Origin of the sequence: Acinetobacter sp. TYF_19 (assembly GCF_043105125.1) — a bacterium.
In the GTDB taxonomy this organism is placed as follows: Bacteria; Pseudomonadota; Gammaproteobacteria; order Pseudomonadales; family Moraxellaceae; genus Acinetobacter; species Acinetobacter johnsonii.
In genome coordinates this window covers 60137-76499 of sequence record NZ_JBICLH010000083.1, presented here as the reverse complement: position 1 = coordinate 76499, position 16363 = coordinate 60137, and the positions used below count along the sequence as shown (strand labels likewise).

General features: G+C 41.5%; 17 protein-coding genes and 2 pseudogenes. 11 read left to right on the top strand and 8 right to left on the bottom strand.

Annotation, left to right across the window (positions count from 1 at the left end; all coding sequences use genetic code 11):
• Nucleotides 1-305: 305 nt before the first annotated feature.
• The 4 genes and pseudogenes from ACF8FD_RS12900 to ACF8FD_RS12885 all read left to right on the top strand — a co-directional run bounded on the left by ACF8FD_RS12900 (nucleotide 306) and on the right by ACF8FD_RS12885 (nucleotide 2130).
• Nucleotides 306-689, top strand: a complete 384-nt coding sequence (locus tag ACF8FD_RS12900) for a hypothetical protein (protein ID WP_004695858.1) — start codon at nucleotides 306-308, stop codon at nucleotides 687-689.
• Nucleotides 689-1093 (top strand): hypothetical protein, encoded by a 405-nt coding sequence (locus tag ACF8FD_RS12895; RefSeq protein WP_234303766.1) that lies wholly within the window; start codon nucleotides 689-691, stop codon nucleotides 1091-1093. Before ACF8FD_RS12900 ends, ACF8FD_RS12895 begins: the two co-directional genes overlap by 1 nt.
• Nucleotides 1074-1541, top strand: a pseudogene (locus ACF8FD_RS12890) (SAM-dependent methyltransferase); the annotation flags it as partial. The gene ACF8FD_RS12895 and the pseudogene ACF8FD_RS12890, both read left to right, overlap by 20 nt.
• 337 nt (nucleotides 1542-1878) lie before the next feature.
• Nucleotides 1879-2130 carry a hypothetical protein gene (locus ACF8FD_RS12885; protein ID WP_004693796.1) on the top strand — a complete coding sequence of 84 codons (252 nt, stop codon included), beginning with the start codon at nucleotides 1879-1881 and terminating at the stop codon, nucleotides 2128-2130.
• Here the strand turns inward: ACF8FD_RS12885 and ACF8FD_RS12880 are convergent.
• The 4 genes and pseudogenes from ACF8FD_RS12880 to ACF8FD_RS12865 form a co-directional block, all read right to left on the bottom strand.
• A complete protein-coding gene (locus ACF8FD_RS12880; RefSeq protein ID WP_234303767.1) occupies nucleotides 2119-3342 on the bottom strand; it encodes a site-specific integrase in 1224 nt (407 codons plus the stop codon). The two genes, ACF8FD_RS12885 and ACF8FD_RS12880, sit on opposite strands and share 12 nt — an antisense overlap.
• Before the next feature lie 212 nt (nucleotides 3343-3554).
• A pseudogene (locus tag ACF8FD_RS12875) lies at nucleotides 3555-3620 on the bottom strand (hypothetical protein); the annotation flags it as partial.
• A 145-nt stretch (nucleotides 3621-3765) separates the two neighbouring features.
• Nucleotides 3766-4242: a thioesterase family protein gene (locus ACF8FD_RS12870; protein ID WP_058869358.1), complete on the bottom strand. Its 477-nt coding sequence runs from the start codon at nucleotides 4240-4242 to the stop codon at nucleotides 3766-3768.
• Nucleotides 4243-4354: 112 nt separating this feature from the next.
• Nucleotides 4355-5734, bottom strand: a complete 1380-nt coding sequence (locus ACF8FD_RS12865; protein ID WP_114837088.1) for a Do family serine endopeptidase — start codon at nucleotides 5732-5734, stop codon at nucleotides 4355-4357.
• A gap of 229 nt (nucleotides 5735-5963) precedes the next feature.
• Between ACF8FD_RS12865 and nadB the strand changes: the two genes are divergently transcribed.
• A complete protein-coding gene (nadB, locus tag ACF8FD_RS12860) occupies nucleotides 5964-7598 on the top strand; it encodes an L-aspartate oxidase (protein ID WP_224466720.1) in 1635 nt (544 codons plus the stop codon).
• Between the two features lie 47 nt (nucleotides 7599-7645).
• Here nadB and ACF8FD_RS12855 read toward each other — a convergent pair whose 3' ends face one another.
• The 4 genes from ACF8FD_RS12855 to pabC all read right to left on the bottom strand — a co-directional run bounded on the left by ACF8FD_RS12855 (nucleotide 7646) and on the right by pabC (nucleotide 10619).
• Nucleotides 7646-8062: a PaaI family thioesterase gene (locus ACF8FD_RS12855; protein ID WP_058869356.1), complete on the bottom strand. Its 417-nt coding sequence runs from the start codon at nucleotides 8060-8062 to the stop codon at nucleotides 7646-7648.
• A gap of 87 nt (nucleotides 8063-8149) precedes the next feature.
• The gene (tmk, locus tag ACF8FD_RS12850; protein ID WP_279678906.1) at nucleotides 8150-8749 is read right to left on the bottom strand and encodes a dTMP kinase; all 600 of its coding nucleotides are present in this window, start codon (nucleotides 8747-8749) and stop codon (nucleotides 8150-8152) included.
• Nucleotides 8750-9751, bottom strand: a complete 1002-nt coding sequence (gene mltG / locus ACF8FD_RS12845) for an endolytic transglycosylase MltG (RefSeq protein WP_373863456.1) — start codon at nucleotides 9749-9751, stop codon at nucleotides 8750-8752.
• Between the two features lie 55 nt (nucleotides 9752-9806).
• The gene (gene pabC / locus ACF8FD_RS12840; protein WP_234303771.1) at nucleotides 9807-10619 is read right to left on the bottom strand and encodes an aminodeoxychorismate lyase; all 813 of its coding nucleotides are present in this window, start codon (nucleotides 10617-10619) and stop codon (nucleotides 9807-9809) included.
• Nucleotides 10620-10783: 164 nt separating this feature from the next.
• On the opposite strand from pabC, the gene ACF8FD_RS12835 reads away from it, so the two are divergent.
• The 6 genes from ACF8FD_RS12835 to ACF8FD_RS12810 all read left to right on the top strand — a co-directional run bounded on the left by ACF8FD_RS12835 (nucleotide 10784) and on the right by ACF8FD_RS12810 (nucleotide 16288).
• The gene (locus ACF8FD_RS12835) at nucleotides 10784-11794 is read left to right on the top strand and encodes a sulfate ABC transporter substrate-binding protein (RefSeq protein ID WP_234303772.1); all 1011 of its coding nucleotides are present in this window, start codon (nucleotides 10784-10786) and stop codon (nucleotides 11792-11794) included.
• Between the two features lie 37 nt (nucleotides 11795-11831).
• Entirely contained in the window at nucleotides 11832-12437 is a 606-nt protein-coding gene (locus ACF8FD_RS12830; protein ID WP_183176176.1) for an alpha/beta hydrolase, read from the top strand.
• Between the two features lie 84 nt (nucleotides 12438-12521).
• Complete coding sequence (gene cysT, locus ACF8FD_RS12825; RefSeq protein WP_004693816.1) at nucleotides 12522-13355, top strand: sulfate ABC transporter permease subunit CysT; 834 nt, start codon at nucleotides 12522-12524, stop codon at nucleotides 13353-13355.
• Nucleotides 13352-14233, top strand: coding sequence for a sulfate ABC transporter permease subunit CysW (cysW, locus tag ACF8FD_RS12820; RefSeq protein ID WP_004693818.1), 882 nt, complete (start codon nucleotides 13352-13354; stop codon nucleotides 14231-14233). Before cysT ends, cysW begins: the two co-directional genes overlap by 4 nt.
• A gap of 12 nt (nucleotides 14234-14245) precedes the next feature.
• A complete protein-coding gene (locus tag ACF8FD_RS12815) occupies nucleotides 14246-15307 on the top strand; it encodes a sulfate/molybdate ABC transporter ATP-binding protein (RefSeq protein WP_004980568.1) in 1062 nt (353 codons plus the stop codon).
• Nucleotides 15308-15364: 57 nt separating this feature from the next.
• On the top strand, nucleotides 15365-16288 hold the full coding sequence (locus ACF8FD_RS12810; protein ID WP_125280462.1) for a CysB family HTH-type transcriptional regulator: 924 nt from the start codon (nucleotides 15365-15367) through the stop codon (nucleotides 16286-16288).
• Nucleotides 16289-16363 lie beyond the last annotated feature (75 nt).

Here is a 16363-nt window from a genome sequence, read left to right as displayed (position 1 = left end):
CAAAAAAGGCATTATCACTTAATTTTATGAATAAATGATGTCAAAAAAAGCCCATCGTTTGATGAGCTTAATTTAGTCATGGTCAAAAACTGCGTAATACGACCAGTATAGTGAAACTATACCTTGGTCATCAGAATAATGATAGCCCTATGCTCGCATTTCTTTGTAAGTATTTTTCTTGTACTTTTTAATTGCATTCGATGCTTCATCAATTGCAGATTCAAGCGCCAAACTCATTAAATCTTCATACGGCTTCCACGTTATGCGCTTTTCGCTCGAAATAAACGAGAAATCGAGGTGGCGTGATGGAAAATAATAAATTGTGGTGCATAGGAATCTGTCCTGAAGATGATAGTACTCATGAGCAATCACCTGCTGCATCAAAAGAAATTGCTGAACGTGCTTTGGCTCGCTACAGAGCAATGACTAAAGCTGAAGGTAATGAGTTCATGATTGAGTCATTTGATGAGTATTTTCAGGTTCAAGAGTGGGAAGGTACAACCGAAGAACACCAGAAACAAATGTTTTATACAGAAGACTGGTTTAAAGAACCGATGTACCAGTGCAAAAACATGCAGCAGGCTGAACAAGCTTTTAAGTACGGTGAAATCGTGCACTGCTACAAAGATGGTGTTGAGTTAATTACTTCTGATTTTGATGAAGCTAAGCGCTTCTATGAGGTGGCGTGATGGATATTTCAGAAAAACAAGCTGTATGGCGTGAACAAAAACCTTTATTTGAAGCTGAGTTCATTCACTCTCACCTTCTACCGTTTTTCAACTTTAATGAAAATACGGGTGATTATGAAATCAAAAGTGAGTGTGTAAACAACACTGATGATGAGGATCGAAAAGTTGCTTACGAAGCTTTAAATACTGGGTGGGTTATGTGGTTACGTGCAAAACGTGATGCCAAAGCCCAAGCGGTGCCGGAAGGTTTTGTTTTGGTTGATAAGCATCAACTTGCTCAACTTATGGCAAATATGGACAGTTTTGGTAAAAAAGCACTTGGTGACGATTATGTGAGTTTTGCAGATATTGCAGAAGTATTGGATGAAGCACAGGAGCAAAGTCATGAATGCCAAAATCCTTGATCCCTGCTGCGGCTCTCGCATGATGCATTTTGATCGTACAAATCCAAATGTCGTATTCGGAGATATTCGTACAGAAAAGCACATTTTATGTGATGGGCGCTCTCTTGAGGTGTCGCCTGATATTGAAATGGATTTTCGTGCAATGCCATTCAAAGATGGTCAATTCAATTTAGTTGTATTTGATCCGCCACATTTGATCAAGGCAGGAAAAGAAAGCTGGCTTGCTTTGAAGTATGGAAAATTGAAAGAAAACTGGCGGGCAGATATTCAAAAAGGATTTGAGGAATGTTTCCGTGTGTTGGCCAACGGCGGTGTTCTGATTTTTAAGTGGAATGAAACACAAATTAAAGTCAGTGAAATTTTAGCTTTGACTGATCAAAAGCCTGTCTTCGGACACATCAGTGGGAAGCGAGCAAACACTCACTGGATTACTTTTATGAAATTGGAGCCGACTCATATGACTAACCTCCAACTCATCGCCCAAGACCTTGCCGAAGAATTTGCACCACTCGTCATAGGGCAGTCAGGCACAACCAAAACATTCACGGCGGAGCAAGCTTCTGCCCTTTATCACATCCTTGTAAGTTTTGGATGGCTTTGTTGCACAAAGATTTCATAACTATATGATTTTAAAAGTTTTGATTATTTTTTGATCCAAAATTAAATTTATTTAAATCAGATGCTTACATATTTATGCAACAAAGCCGTTTTGGATATAAGGATGAATGCAAGGGCTTGGATACCAAATTACCGTTTGAGTTAATTGATATTAAGAAGGAGGCATTATGAATAAGTTTGAAGGAATGACTATTAAAGAGGCACTTTGTTCACGCCCAGTACTAAAAACCCCCGACTTAGAGGAAATTTTTGGCAGGTCGTCACGAACTCTAAACCGTTGGCAGAATGGTGAGCTTTATGAAAACCCAATGCCTAAACCCTTTTCTGAATGCAGAGGCGCAGGAAATAACTATGATTCAGGCAAACTTTTGGGTTGGTATGAATCGTGGCCACTACAAAAAAAAGCGCTAGTTATCTAGCGCTTCATTCTTCCAAATTGATTCCAGTCTATCCACCCACTTCTCGTAGGCTTCTTTCTGCTCTGATAAATAATCATGCTTATCGTATGTACCCCATATCTTTGGAAGTGCATGCCCCAACATGATCTCACATACGTGAGGCTGTGCAATCGTTGACATATTGGTACGCATAGTTCTACGAAGATCGTGTACAGACCAGTGCTCCAGATCAACACCTTTATGCCTCTTAAGCCATTGGAAAATGTTGTTTGGCATTGTGAGATGGGATGTCTCACCTAGCGGCCTTGTAGTCCCATCAATTGTAAACAAGTACTCAGAACCTTGGCTGAATTCCATTGCTTCAAGCAAGTAGGGTTTAATATTTTCCGTAATTGGTCTTAAAATCGGCTTTTTACTTTTCTTCCCTGTTTTGTGATTTTCAGAAGGAACAGTCCATATCATCTCTTTTAAATCAAAATGAGATTTTTTAGCAAGCTTAAGCTCACCCACACGACAGCCGTAGATAATCAAGAGTGTGAGAAACAGCTTATTTTTATAAGTCATCTTGGTTCGCTTTAGGGCATACCAAGTTAAATAGATTTCCTTGTCACTCAGCGCTCGTTCTTTTACGCCTTTTTCAATACGCAGGTCATGCTTGGCTGAAACATTCATTAGATGATTGACTGAGATTAAACCGCGCTTCTGCCCCCACTTGAGGCACTGGTTTGCGTTAATCAAAAGACGGGCAGAAATGGAAGGCGATTTCTTTGCTACATCCTCCAGTAATGACAGCCACTGATATGCGCTTACATCATCACTATTCTGTTTGCCAATATTTGGAAGCACGTATATCTCAAAAGAGCGCTTTATCTCATTATGACTAGATTTATTGGGTACACAGAATTTCTCATACCATTCATAAAACAAAGTCTCTAGTGTGTATGCATCTCTAATGCTCACCTTCTCTTTCAATCTTACCTGTTTGGGATCAAGCCCTTTTTCAAGTTCTGCTCTAAGACGATCTGATTCTACGCGCGCATTTTTCAATGTTAAATTTGGATATGAGCCAAGATCTAGTCGATGCTGCTTGCCGTTATACCTGTAGCGTAGTTGAAAGACGATTTTACCTTTTGGAGTAATACGAACGCTCATAGCATCGCGATCGGCAAACTCTTCTATTTTTTCTCTGTCTTTACCAAGTTGAGCTTTTAGCCAAGCCTCTGAAATCGCCATATATCACCATGTACACACTAGATCCGTCAAACTTGTGCCATATTGCTAAATATGTACACGGTTGTGTACATATTTAGGTTGGCTCATAGTTTCCATTAGTGTTTCATTGTGTCTTATAGTGACGCATAAAAAAAGCCTAATTAAAGGCTTTTATTGTGTTTCATGGCTTAATGCGTCTAGTTGTGTCTTATAGCTTCTTAATGTCAGTCATAAATGTGAGCAATAATACTGAAATTACGGATATTTTTAATATCAACAGATTTTTTAGCTTGCGCCATGGGCTACCTTGAACAAAATGAAGCGTTATGCAGACAAATTTCGATGCACAACAAAAGCCGAATAGAAATTGCGAAGGATTATAACAGATGGTTTTTTTAAAGTATCCATATTAATACGCTTCCTTTTCACAACTCTGACGCTTTTTTACATGTTTTCGCTTTTCACTGGGCTTTTTGAATAATCCATTGAAAAATCTAAGGCATTCACATCTTTTGCAAGCGGTTGGTAAGCTTGGGTAAAACTAGGTGACATACGTTTCGCGCGTCCTGTTTCAATCTCTACGCAAGCCCACTTGGTTTGAGCAACAAATAAAATGCTATTGTCTTTGGGTCTATAAAACACATATTGGCGCGATGAATATAATGCGTTTATATCGTCAAACCATGTGCGTAAGAGTATTTCATCCTCTTTAAACGCAGCTTTTCGGTACTGTACATGATGCTCAACCGCAACCATGGCATGTTTTAACTCGATATATTCTTTTAAGCCTAAACCCAGTGCATCAATATGTGCTGTTGCAACATCCTGCATCCAATGCATATAAACCACGTTATTCACATGGCCTAACTGGTCGATATGTTCTGCTTGTACCTGAAGTCTTAAGTCAAAAATACTACTCATAAACACTCTATTTAATCTAAATATCCTTATGAAGATGGCAGTGTACGCAAATAACAGACATCATCAAATTGCAAAAAATAAAAAACCACTCCGAAGAGTGGTTTTTTTTCGCTTATTGGATGCGCATCCCTAAAATGGCTGGTGTGCCTTGTCGGATGATTCCAACGCGGGCAACCTGACCTTTTTTCAATTCAGATGCCGCTTGGACAAAATCATTGGTGTCTTTTACGACTTTATTATTAATGTGAGTGACCACATCACCAGCCGCCATACCTGACTGTGCTGCTGCACCGCCACGTTTCACTTCTTGAATTAATACACCACCTTTCACATTGAGCTGTGATAATTCAGCAGGTGCTAAATTTCGGATAGCAATGCCTAAAACAGGCCCTTTACTTTGTGTAACTACATCTGATTTTGCTGGTGTATCATCTGGTGCAGTAGTTAATGTTGCCGATATATTACGCTTTTTATCATCACGCAGTACTTCAAGCTGTACCGTTTGATTTGGCATAGTACGATTTAAATAGTTCAATAACTCAGAGGTACGTGAAATCGGCGTTCCATTGAATTTTAAAATAATATCGCCTGCTTTTAGTCCCGCTTTCTGCGCAGGTGAATTCGGCTGAACATTGGTAATCAATGAACCTTCAGGTTTTGGCAAATTATAAGACTCTGCCAAATTACGGTCTAAATCTTGTAGATTAAAGCCTAAATAAGAACGGGTCACTTTGCCGGTTTTCTTAAGTTGGTCAGCAATATCCATTGCGACATCAATTGGAATTGAGAAAGACAGCCCCATATAACCGCCCGTACCACTGAAGATACGCGAGTTCACCCCAACCACTTCACCCTGTTGGTTGAATAACGGACCGCCTGAGTTTCCTGGGTTGAGAGCCACATCGGTTTGAATGAAGGGTACCGATGTCTCCCCCATCATATTGCGCATTTTCGCACTCACGATTCCTGCCGAAGCCGAGTAATCAAAACCAAACGGTGAACCGATCGCAAGCACAGGTTCACCTACACGCAATTGATCAACATTGCCAGCACGGAGTGATGGAAAATTCGTACCATTCACCTTAAGCAAGGCCACATCAGTTCGTTCATCACTACCTACTACAGTCGCATCCAGTTCACGACGGTCATTAAACATAATCGTGACTTTCGATGCATCTTCTACGACGTGGTGGTTTGTCAGTAAATACCCATCTTTACTAATAAAAAATGCGCTGCCATAAGCCGTTTTTTCTTGCGGCGCTTGCTGCTGCGGAATAATGACTTGATTACCAAAAAAACGCTTCAAAATCTCAGGTATTTGCTGCTGCAGTAACTCTTCTTGAGTCATCTTTTTAACCACATTTACACTCACTACAGCAGGGCTGACTTGCTCAACCAAGTTTGAGAAATCAACAGGTGCTGCTTGTGTTTGCACCGCAGCCATTGTGCATGCAACAGCAAAAAAACCAGTTTGTATCGCGCGACTTTTCATATCAAGTATTGACCTATATGTTTGTTATCAATTTATGTATTAGCGTTTTTAGCATAATCTTTGTCTATCTTGGGTAATAATATGTTCTATTATGTTTGTATAAACAAGAGCTTAAAATTTGCTTAAAAAATACGTTCTTTATTTATATTTCCCATCAATTGTAGAGATTTTACCCTTGCCTTTTCGTGAAAAAAGCGCTGTCATTAGCGAACTTTTTCCAAATTAGCTGATGGACATGTCTAATTTAAACACAACACATCATTTTGATGTGATTATTGTGGGAAGTGGCGGTGCAGGCCTGAGCTTAGCCTTATCGTTGCCTCAACATTTCAATATTGCTGTTCTTGCAAAATCAAACCTGACCGATGCAAGTACCTTCTATGCACAAGGTGGCGTTGCCGCTGTTTTAGATGAAACGGATTCCATCGAACAGCACATTGATGACACCATGATTGCGGGCGCTCACTTGTGTGAGACCGAGGCCGTAAAGCAAACCGTTGAAGGCGGTAAACCTTCTGTTGATTTTCTACTGAAACACGGCGTGCAGTTTACCCTTGATGATCAAGAGCAATTGCATTTAACGCGTGAAGGTGGACATTCTCAACGCCGTATTATTCATGCCGCAGATGCTACAGGTCGTGCCATTTCCACCACTTTAGTTGAACGTGCGATTGAAAAAGACAACATCACCATTTTTGAAAATTACATCGCTATCGATTTAATTACCTCTCAAAAACTGGGCTTGGAAGAACAAAATCGTGCCTTAGGCCTGTATGCACTCGATGAAAAGACTGAAAAAGTACATACCTTTTTAGCCCCTTTCACCGCGCTGGCGTGTGGCGGTGCCATGAAAGCCTATCTGTATACCTCGAACCCAGACATTGCAACGGGCGATGGTATTGCCATGGCATTTCGTGCAGGTTGCCGCGTGGCCAATATGGAATTTAACCAATTCCACCCAACCTGTTTATACCACCCGCAAGCACGCTCTTTCCTCATTACTGAAGCAATGCGTGGTGAAGGTGCTTATTTACGTTTACCCGATGGCGAACGCTTTATGTTGCGCTTTGATGAACGTGCAGAACTTGCTCCACGTGACATTGTGGCGCGAGCGATTGACTATGAAATTAAACGTTTAGGTATTCGTCACGTTTGGCTCGACATTAGCCATAAGCCCGAAAGTTTCATTAAAGAACATTTCCCAACCCTGTACGCACGCTTACTTGAACTCGGCATCGACATTACCAAGGAAATGATTCCTGTTGTTCCTGCTGCGCACTATACCTGTGGCGGTGTGGTGGTTGATGAACATAGTCAAACTGACATTGCAGGTCTCTATGCGATTGGGGAAACCTCGTACACAGGTTTGCATGGCGCCAACCGTATGGCCAGTAACTCACTATTAGAATGTTTTGTGTATGGCATGAGTGCAGCAGAACACATCGAAAAAAGTTTTGATTCAAATTACCAATCCCCAACTGCTCCGTCTTGGGATGACTCACAAGTGACGAATCCTGATGAAGATGTGGTGATTTTGCAAAACTGGGATGAACTCCGTCAAACCATGTGGAACTACGTCGGTATTGTACGTACCACGAAACGTCTTGAACGTGCGCTACACCGCATTGAAATGTTGAAGCGAGAAATTACCGAGTATTACCAAGATTACCAAGTCAGCAAAAATCTGATTGAACTGCGTAATTTGGTTTTAGTCTCTGAAATGATTGTGCGTTGTGCTATGGAGCGTAAAGAATCTCGCGGTCTACACTACACTTTAGATTACCCTGAACTGTCGAATGAACTGCGTAAAACCGTACTCACCCCTCTAAATTTTAAAGTTGAAACCCCTTTAGTGAATAACTAATTTAAAAAAAGCCTGATTCGTCAGGCTTTTTTTATTCAATCACTATTTTAGGATTTAGGTGGAATAGAATAAGTTCCCACCACATGTGCAATGGGTTCATCCTTACCCTCTGAATACAACCACACTTCCCCAACCACCAATGCTTTGCCAACTTTCATTAACTTACATTCACCGCGGATATTTTTTGAAGCTGCAGGTTTACTTAGAAAGTTGATCGATAAACTGGTGGTCACGGTTAAACCGACCAGCCCAATTTCTCCTAAAATGGCGATATACAATGCATAGTCTGCAAGAGTCATCATGGTTGGGCCTGATACAGTTCCACCCGGTCGCAAATCGCGCTCATCTACCTGATATACAACTGTTGCTGCGCGCTCAGTGACAGACTCGATACGACATTTTTCTAAACTTTGCGGAAATTCCTTTTCTAAAAAAGCCACAATCTCAGTTAAATTACTTTTCATTTTCCCTTCAACATACAGTCCTTTGTCACTGACTATAAAAGAAAAATGTATTTCACTACAGTCTGAAATAAGATTTCAGGCTTATTTTTAGTTTAAATATTGCAATGCTTGTGTAAAAACCTGCTCTGGTGACTGTGTTGCATCCAAGCGTTTGACCCGCTCAGGATACTGCTCCCATAAATGCTGATAACCTACTCTGACTTTTTCAAAGAAAGTGACTTTTTCTTGTTCAAAACGATCTAAAGCCCCCCGTTCACGCGCACGAGACATGCCTGTCTCAATCGGGGCATCGAGCCAAAATGTGATATTTGGCATATGGCTGACAAAGTTCTCATTCAGCAGTTGCAGCTTCGACTGGCTTAAACCACGTCCTGCACATTGGTAAGCAAAGCTGGCATCGGTAAAACGGTCACACAATACGGTTTTATATTCCGTTAAAGCAGGCATGATCACTTGTTGTAAGTGCTGTGCACGAGCCGCGTACATCAGCAGCAGTTCAGTATCATTCGACATCGACTCTTCATGATTGACTGACAATAATAGTGAGCGAATTTGCTCAGCCATCGGTGTACCACCTGGCTCACGCGTTAAAACAACCTGCTGACCTTGTTGTTCTAGATGCTCATAAATTTTGCGAATCAGTGTGGTTTTACCGACACCTTCTGTGCCCTCAAAACTAATAAACATCTATTCATCCTTCTTGGTTTTTAAAACGCTGAGATATTCTTTTACAGCTTGGTTGTGCTGCTCTAAAGTCTCACTAAATGTGTGCCCACCATTGCCCGTTGCAACAAAGTAGATGTTTTTGCTGTTGTCTGGATGCATGGTAGCTTCAATGGCTTTTTTACTTGGTAAAGCAATTGGCGTAGGAGGTAAACCATTGATGGTATAAGTATTATAGGCTGTTGGAGTACGCAAGTCTTGGCGGGTAATATTGCCTGTATATTTATCGCCCATGCCATAAATCACCGTTGGGTCCGTTTGCAAACGCATGCCGAGTTGAAGACGACGCGCAAACACACCTGAAACTTGCTCCAGTTCGCGGTCAACATTGGTTTCTTTTTCAATGATAGAGGCCATGATCAAGGCTTCGTATTTATCTTTATACGGCAAATTTGCCGCACGGTTTGCCCAAGCTTCATCTAAAGCTTTCATTTGGCGTTTGTATAAATCCATTAAGATTTTTTTGTCTGACTCCCCTTTGGCGAAGAAGTAAGTATCGGGGGCAAAAAGCCCTTCAGCATGCGTATAAGGAATATCTAAGGCTTTTAAAAGCTGATCCATGGGTAAATTGGAAACTTCCTTTTTAACCAACGCATCCTTTTTCAACGCCTCGATCAACTGTTTAAAGGTCGTCCCCTCAATCACCAATATACGATTCATCTCGGCATTATCGACATTGGAAATCATATCCAAAACTTGGCGAATACTCATACCTTCACGCACTTCATAAACACCGGCTTTCAAGGTGTCATGAATAAATATTTTTTGGTAAAGCTTTAAAATAATAGGAAAACTAGCCATGTCTTCTTTGGCTAAGCGGTCAATAAAACCAGAATAGGTATCGCCAGAGTTAATTGCCAATAACTGCTTTTTACCTTCGACAGGATAGGATTTAAATAAACTCGACCACAGTACAATCATCAATAAAACAATGATGCTCACAGCAATCAATAACAACCCTTTCATTTTTCGTTGGGGTGGTTGCGTTTTCTTTTTCGATTTGGTTTTGGCTGCGGACATACTACTGCATCTGATTAAGTTGAAGACGATGGAACAAATCTATACACGGCTGAACATCTAAATGCTGATGATTCAAACTTTTGGCTATTTTCATAGGACTCAAGGCATTGCAAAAAAATAAGCTTTGAAAGCGTGGAATTTCTTCCATATCAATCATTCTCAGCTCACAGCTCATCCCTTGTTGTTGCATCCGTGCCAATATTTCGGCACGCATGACACCATGCACGCCATTATAACGAAGTTCGGGACTAATCCATCGATCATTTAGCAGAATGAAACAATTACTGCTCACACCTTCAACGACAGAACCTTGCACATCTGTGACCAAAGCTTCCAACCAGCCGTGTTGTTCTGCTTCATGTTTGAGTAAAACTTGTTCTAAACGGTTTAGGCTTTTCACACCCACCATTTGCGGCATGCTTAACCCCATCGCATGTTGCAGTACCCCTGAATCAATTTCGCTGTATGTCAAAGCCTCTGATGCTTTCGGATAGAAAAACACCCAAACGTCAGCAGGATGTGTGGGGAAACTATAACCGCGCTGCCCTTCACCCCGACTAATAATAATTTTCAGTGTTCCGTTTAAGTGTGCATAGGTTTGTTTTAATTGCACGATGCTGTGCTGAATAAAGGCTAAATCTGCTGACAACAACAGTCTTTCACAGGCCAATTTCAAGCGTGCTATGTGTAGAGGCTCTAGTTCGATCACACCCTCACGGATACGCGCTGTACTAAAACAACCATCTCCATAGTGAAATGCACGATCGAATAATTCTATTTGTTTGATTTCTTGTGCATTTTTATAGCAATGCATGCCAATCTATCCTGAAACAATTTTCTGCTTTAGTTTAATGAATTCTAAGCAGAACTCTTTTTCTTTTTTATTCATATAAAATTCATTTTTTATTATTTTTTTAGCAATAAGACTCACAGTATTCTTGCCTCATGTTTAAGAACGTTTAAAATTTGGGGTCTCACATGAGCTTATCTAAGTTAAAAATTGGGGTACTAGCAGCGCTAGTTTCAGTCACTTCTTTTGGTGTTGCAGCAAAAGATTTCCTTAACGTGTCGTATGATCCAACACGCGAACTGTATGAAGATGTCAACAAACAGTTTGGCGCTTATTGGAAACAACGCACAGGACAAGACATTAACTTCAAACAGTCTCACGGCGGCTCGGGCAAACAAGCTCGTTCAGTGATTGATGGTTTAGGTGCCGATGTGGTGACCCTTGCTCTTGCAGCAGATATCGATGTAATTGCTGAAAAAGCAAAACTTTTACCGACCAACTGGCAAAAGAAATTACCCAATAACTCAACACCATATACTTCGACTATCGTGTTCCTCGTCCGTAAAGGCAACCCACAAGGCATTAAAGACTGGGGTGACCTCGTGAAGCCGGGTGTTGGCATTATTACACCAAATCCAAAAACCTCAGGTGGTGCACGCTGGAACTACTTAGCAGCTTGGGCTTGGGCGAAACATCAACCTGCGGGTAACGATGCAAAAGCACAAGAATTCGTGCGTAAAATTTATAAAAATACCAAAGTGCTGGATTCAGGTGCACGCGGTGCAACCACAACTTTTGCTGAACGCGGTATCGGTGACGTTCTCTTAGCATGGGAAAACGAAGCGCACTTAGCAATTCGTGAACAACCGAGTAAATTTGAAATCGTGACGCCTTCCTTATCTATTTTGGCAGAACCACCTGTTGCCATTGTTGAAAAGAATGCGGAAAAAGACGGCAATCTGAATCTGGCGAAAGCATATCTCAACTATTTGTATTCACCTGCTGGACAGGAAATTGCGGCGAAAAACTTCTATCGCCCACGTAATGCAACTGTCTTGAAAAAATATGCAGCCACATTCAAACCGTTGAAGTTGGTGACCATTGATAAAGAATTTGGCGGTTGGACTAAGGTACAAAAACAGCACTTTGAAAATGGTGGTGTATTTGACCAAATTGTGAAAGCCAATACGACGAAATAAAACCGAGTCCAGTAAATAGCTGTAAGGGAGCATCGACATGATTCATACTGTAATTGTACCGGGCGTGGGTGGAAGTGAACATGACCACTGGCAATCGTGGCTACAACGTCAGCTCAAGTCATGCTCTCGTGTACAGCAGCAGGATTGGAACAAACCCGTACTCCATGAGTGGATTGAACAATTTATCAAAACGGTTCAATCCATTCAGGAACCGATTCAAATTGTGGCGCATAGCTTTGGCTGTTTAACGACAGTCGCTGCTTTAGCACAGCATCCTGAACTAAATCAAAACATTAAAAATTTAGTTCTGGTTGCACCGGCCAACCCTGCTCGCTTTGGTGATGCTGGTTTTGCTCGTGATAGCCAAAATGACTATCAACAATATTTCCACCAACTCAAGCTACAAGTTCCTACCCAAATGATCATCAGTGAAAATGATCCTTGGCTCAATTTTCAAGATGCGCTGCAACTGGCAAAAGCATGGAAAATTAAGCCTAAGAACTTGGGGCAAGTCGGACATATTAATGTTGCGTCAGGTTTTGGGCCATTCCCTGAAATTTATGATTTTTTGATTTCAGAAAATGTGCTAAAAAACATTAGTTTTCACAATGAAAGCAAGTATTTATTTAAATTTGCAATTTAACACTGCAAATGATACTTGTGCCGAAATTCAGTTTTATTTGAGCTAACTCTTTTTAGGTCAGCTTTCTCTCTTTGAGGAGTAATCATGTCGCAGCGATCCCGAGTGCTGCCAGGATTTGGTCTTTCTCTAGGCTTTACCCTAGCATATTTGTCATTAATCGTTCTTATTCCGTTGTCCGCTGTTTTTATTAAATCTTTAGGCATAGGTTGGGATGGTTTATGGGAAATTTTAAGTTCAGAACGTATTTTAAAATCTTTGCAACTCAGTTTTAGTACAGCCCTGATCGCCGCGTTTATTAATGTGGTTTTTGGTCTCCTTCTAGCATGGTGTTTGGTTCGTTATCGTTTTCCGGGTAAACGCATTGTAGATGCCTTGGTCGACTTGCCGTTTGCCTTACCCACTGCGGTTGCAGGTATTGCACTCACCTCGCTTTATGCGCCTACAGGTTGGATCGGTCAGTATCTTGAGCCTTTAGGGATTCAAGTGGCCTATACCCCAATTGGTATTACATTGGCACTGATTTTTATTGGTATTCCTTTTGTGGTGCGAACTGTACAACCTGTCCTCAGCGACTTGGAAACAGAGTTAGAAGAAGCAGCATCAGCATTAGGTGCTAACCGTTTACAGATTGTGACCAAAGTGATTTTGCCGATTTTATTTCCAGCACTCATTACTGGTTTTGCACTTGCCTTTGCACGTGGCGTCGGTGAATACGGTTCAGTTATCTTTATTGCAGGGAACCAACCGTTTAAAACAGAAATTGCGCCGCTCATGATTATTTCACGCTTAGAAGAATATGACTATGCAGGTGCAACCACAATTGCAGTCGTCATGTTGGTGCTGTCTTTTGCCATTTTATTCCTGATTAACTTGTTACAAGCATGGGCAAGCCGTCGTACAGGGAGAACAGCACGATGAATATCAACAGTAATGCGCTTGCTGAAAAGCTACAATCGCGTGATGCAACACGTGAGCCAACTTGGGTTCGGTACACCCTGATTACGATTGCTCTGCTGTTCTTTTTGAGCTGTTTGATCTTACCGCTGATTTTGGTGTTCGTTGAGGCCTTTAAACAAGGGGTTGGCGTCTATGCACAAGCCTTGGTTCATCCAGACACGCTCTCCGCCGTCAAACTCACTTTATTAACCGCGGTGATTGCAGTCCCACTGAATGTCGTATTTGGTGTTGCAGCCGCTTGGTGTGTGGCCAAATTTAACTTTCGTGGTAAATCCATCTTAACCACAATTATTGATATGCCATTTTCAGTATCCCCTGTTATCGCGGGCTTAATGCTGGTACTGATTTTTGGTACGCAAGGTTGGTTTGGTAGTTGGCTTATGGATAACGACATCAAAATTTTGTATGCCGTTCCTGCCATTGTATTAGCAACAATCTTTATCACCGTTCCTTTTGTTGCACGTGAACTTATTCCTCTCATGGAAGCCCAAGGAACTGAAGAAGAAGAAGCTGCGATTGTACTCGGTGCATCAGGCTGGCAAACCTTCTGGAAAGTAACCCTACCCAATATCAAATGGGGTTTAATTTACGGCGTCATTCTGTGTAATGCACGTGCCATGGGTGAGTTTGGTGCAGTATCGGTCGTTTCAGGCCATATTCGTGGTGAAACCAATACATTACCTCTGCATGTTGAGATTCTCTATAACGAATATACCTTCAGTGCGGCTTTTGCTGTGTCTTCACTCTTGGCGCTTTTAGCGATTGTGACCCTTGTTTTAAAAACATGGGTTGAGATTCGCCAAGAAAAGCAAAACAAACATAATGATTCAACAGTTTAAAGGAATGACCTCATGAGTATTCAAGTTAAAAATATTGAAAAACACTTTGGTGCCTTCCATGCGCTGAATAACATTTCTCTCGATTTTCCTGATGGTCAATTGGTTGCATTACTTGGGCCATCAGGCTGTGGTAAAACCACCCTGCTTCGTATTATTGCAGGACTTGAGTCCGCAGATGGCGGTCAAGTTATCTTAGAAGGTGAAGATGCAACCAATGTACACGTACGTGAGCGTGAAGTTGGTTTTGTATTTCAGCACTATGCCTTGTTTCGCCATATGACTGTATTTGACAATATCGCTTTTGGTCTCCGTGTTCGCCCACGTGCAACACGCCCATCTGAAGCTGAAATTAAAAAACGTGTCACGCGTTTATTGGACTTAGTCCAATTGGGGTTCTTGGCAGATCGTTACCCAGCACAACTTTCTGGCGGTCAACGTCAACGTATTGCTCTGGCACGTGCTTTGGCGGTTGAACCACGCGTACTGTTACTAGATGAGCCTTTTGGTGCTTTGGATGCAAAAGTACGTAAAGAGCTCCGTCGTTGGTTACGTACTTTGCATGATGAACTTCATATCACCTCAATCTTTGTAACGCATGACCAAGAAGAAGCGTTAGAAGTCGCGGATCAAATCATTGTGATGAATAAAGGGAATGTCGAGCAAATTGGATCACCCCGCGAGGTTTATGAAAAGCCTGCAACGCCGTTTGTGTTTGATTTCTTAGGTCAAGCGAACCGTTTCGAAGGCCAAAATAACGCAGGGACGATCCAAATTGGTGAAGACCGTATTCAATTAGATTCTTTACTTAATGCACCTTCGGGCGACGTGATTGCCTTTGCCCGTCCAGATGAATTAAGGATCCATGCACAGCCGCAAGACAATGCCATCCAAGCAACGTTCGTTCGAGAATTATGGATCGCGGGCAAAGTGGTTGCAGAACTCCATGATCGCCAAGGCAAACTGATTGAAATCTCCCTGACTTCTGAAGAAGCAAAATTACACCAATTTAGACCTAATCAAACGGTATGGTTAAGCCCATCAAACTTGCATTTATTTGCAAAACCTGCGGCTTAAGACCACTTGAATGGGGCATGTTGAATGCCTCATTCATCATAAAAGAGATCCAAAACTATGAACTTTCAACAACTCAGAATTATTCGAGAAACGGTGAGACAAAACTTCAACCTCACCGAAGCCTCTGCTGCACTATATACCTCTCAGTCAGGCGTCAGTAAGCACATCAAAGACCTAGAAGATGAATTAGGCGTACAGCTTTTTATTCGTAAAGGCAAACGCTTACTGGGTTTAACTGAACCAGGTCAAGCACTACTGGGCATTGTTGAACGCATGTTGGTCGACGCGGACAATATTAAACGTCTTGCAGATGATTTTAACCGTGTCGATGAAGGCACTTTGACGATTGCGACTACACATACGCAAGCGCGTTATGTACTACCGCCGATTGTCAATCAATTCAAAAAAGAGTTTCCAAAAGTTCATCTTATTTTGCAACAAGCCAGCCCTGTTGAAATTACCGAAATGCTTCTGCAAGGTGAAGCTGATATTGGTATTGCAACTGAGTCACTGACCACTGAGGACAATCTGGCTAGCGTGCCGTTCTATAATTGGCAGCACAGTATTATTACCCCTCAAAATCACCCACTGGCAAGCAAACAAAATATTAGTATTGCAGACTTGGCGGAATATCCACTGATTACCTATCACGGTGGTTTCACAGGCCGTTCAAAAATTGACAAAGCTTTTGAAGATGCTGGTGTGGATGTCGACATCGTAATGTCTGCTTTAGATGCCGATGTGATTAAAACCTATGTTGAACTGAATATGGGGGTTGGTATTGTCAATAATGTGGCTTATGACGTTGAACGTGACTATCGTTTAAAACAAATTCAAACTGATATTTTTGGGCTAAACACCACATGGATTGCGGTTCGCAAAGGACATTTACTACGTGGCTATGGCTATGAGTTTATTTCTTTATGTGCACCAAATGCCGATATTAAAGCTTTAAAACGTATAGCCTATCCCGAAGAATAAAACCGCAATACATAAGAGAGCCTAGGCTCTCTTTTTTGATCTTTAGCAAAACTCTTGCTTATTCTATACACCTAG

Bases quoted from the DNA above. Each gene is read 5' to 3' on its own strand.
- ACF8FD_RS12900 (WP_004695858.1), top strand. From the start codon at position 306: ATGGAAAATAATAAATTGTGGTGCATAGGAATCTGTCCTGAAGATGAT.
- ACF8FD_RS12895 (WP_234303766.1), top strand. From the start codon at position 689: ATGGATATTTCAGAAAAACAAGCTGTATGGCGTGAACAAAAACCTTTA.
- ACF8FD_RS12885 (WP_004693796.1), top strand. From the start codon at position 1,879: ATGAATAAGTTTGAAGGAATGACTATTAAAGAGGCACTTTGTTCACGC.
- ACF8FD_RS12880 (WP_234303767.1), bottom strand. From the start codon at position 3,342: ATGGCGATTTCAGAGGCTTGGCTAAAAGCTCAACTTGGTAAAGACAGA.
- ACF8FD_RS12870 (WP_058869358.1), bottom strand. From the start codon at position 4,242: ATGAGTAGTATTTTTGACTTAAGACTTCAGGTACAAGCAGAACATATC.
- ACF8FD_RS12865 (WP_114837088.1), bottom strand. From the start codon at position 5,734: ATGAAAAGTCGCGCGATACAAACTGGTTTTTTTGCTGTTGCATGCACA.
- nadB (WP_224466720.1), top strand. From the start codon at position 5,964: ATGGACATGTCTAATTTAAACACAACACATCATTTTGATGTGATTATT.
- ACF8FD_RS12855 (WP_058869356.1), bottom strand. From the start codon at position 8,062: ATGAAAAGTAATTTAACTGAGATTGTGGCTTTTTTAGAAAAGGAATTT.
- tmk (WP_279678906.1), bottom strand. From the start codon at position 8,749: ATGTTTATTAGTTTTGAGGGCACAGAAGGTGTCGGTAAAACCACACTG.
- mltG (WP_373863456.1), bottom strand. From the start codon at position 9,751: ATGAAAGGGTTGTTATTGATTGCTGTGAGCATCATTGTTTTATTGATG.
- pabC (WP_234303771.1), bottom strand. From the start codon at position 10,619: ATGCATTGCTATAAAAATGCACAAGAAATCAAACAAATAGAATTATTC.
- ACF8FD_RS12835 (WP_234303772.1), top strand. From the start codon at position 10,784: ATGAGCTTATCTAAGTTAAAAATTGGGGTACTAGCAGCGCTAGTTTCA.
- ACF8FD_RS12830 (WP_183176176.1), top strand. From the start codon at position 11,832: ATGATTCATACTGTAATTGTACCGGGCGTGGGTGGAAGTGAACATGAC.
- cysT (WP_004693816.1), top strand. From the start codon at position 12,522: ATGTCGCAGCGATCCCGAGTGCTGCCAGGATTTGGTCTTTCTCTAGGC.
- cysW (WP_004693818.1), top strand. From the start codon at position 13,352: ATGAATATCAACAGTAATGCGCTTGCTGAAAAGCTACAATCGCGTGAT.
- ACF8FD_RS12815 (WP_004980568.1), top strand. From the start codon at position 14,246: ATGAGTATTCAAGTTAAAAATATTGAAAAACACTTTGGTGCCTTCCAT.
- ACF8FD_RS12810 (WP_125280462.1), top strand. From the start codon at position 15,365: ATGAACTTTCAACAACTCAGAATTATTCGAGAAACGGTGAGACAAAAC.